Annotated in this window: 1 protein-coding gene; it reads left to right on the forward strand. The window is 55.7% G+C overall.

The genetic code is table 11. From position 1 onward, the window contains the following. A partial coding sequence (locus B2W52_RS17750) for a tyrosine-type recombinase/integrase (RefSeq protein WP_286803822.1) occupies positions 1–793 on the forward strand: 793 nt, incomplete at both ends.

The following is a 793-nucleotide window of genomic DNA, read 5'->3' on the forward strand; positions in this document are numbered from 1 at the left end:
ACCCCAGCTACCAAGCTCCGGCGCGAATACACCATCGGCAAGGTGGACGACTGGTCATTGGCCGACGCCCGTGATGAGGCGGCGAAGCTGAGGTTGGCGATCAAGCGTGAGGGTGCTGACCCGGTTCAGGAGCGGCAGAAGGTCAACCAAAACCCCTTCAAAACGCTCAATGACCTGTACGCGGACTACTATGAGCTTCGCAAACGAGAAATCGCGTCCCACCATAAAGAGAAGAGCCTGTACGAGCGTGAGGTCTCCTGGCGCATTGGAAAGGTGGAACTTGAAAAGATCCGACCAGTGGATATCAGTGAAATCCTGCGGGACGTGGCCACTGGCTATGACGACAATAAGCCCCGTCCAACCCTATCAAATGATTTGATGCGCCTGCTGAGGAACCTGTTTGATCATGGCATCAAACTGGACGTCACCAGGTTCAATCCAGCTTCGCCATTCCGTCCCAGGGACGCCGGCGGGGAGGAGAAGGCCGCCAACTACCCAATGAATGAAGACGAAGTCACCGAGTTCTTCACCAAACTCCGGGTGATTCCGGCGCAGTTCAGTCGAGAGAACTACTTGGCCTGCGCGTTGCTGATAGCGACTTGTACGAGAAAGATGGAGCTTTTGGCCGCGCCTTGGTCGGAATTCGATCTGGAGAACCGTATCTGGTACCTGCCCGAGGAAAGGACCAAAAAGAGAAGGGCCATCGATATCCCGTTGGCGGAACCCGCCGTGGAATGGTTGAATGAACTGAAAGTACGCTCCTGTGGGAGTGAGTGGGTCTTCCCAGCTCGCA

Source organism: Marinobacter sp. UBA2498 (genome assembly GCF_002341575.1).
Lineage (GTDB): Bacteria > Pseudomonadota > Gammaproteobacteria > Pseudomonadales > Oleiphilaceae > Marinobacter > Marinobacter manganoxydans.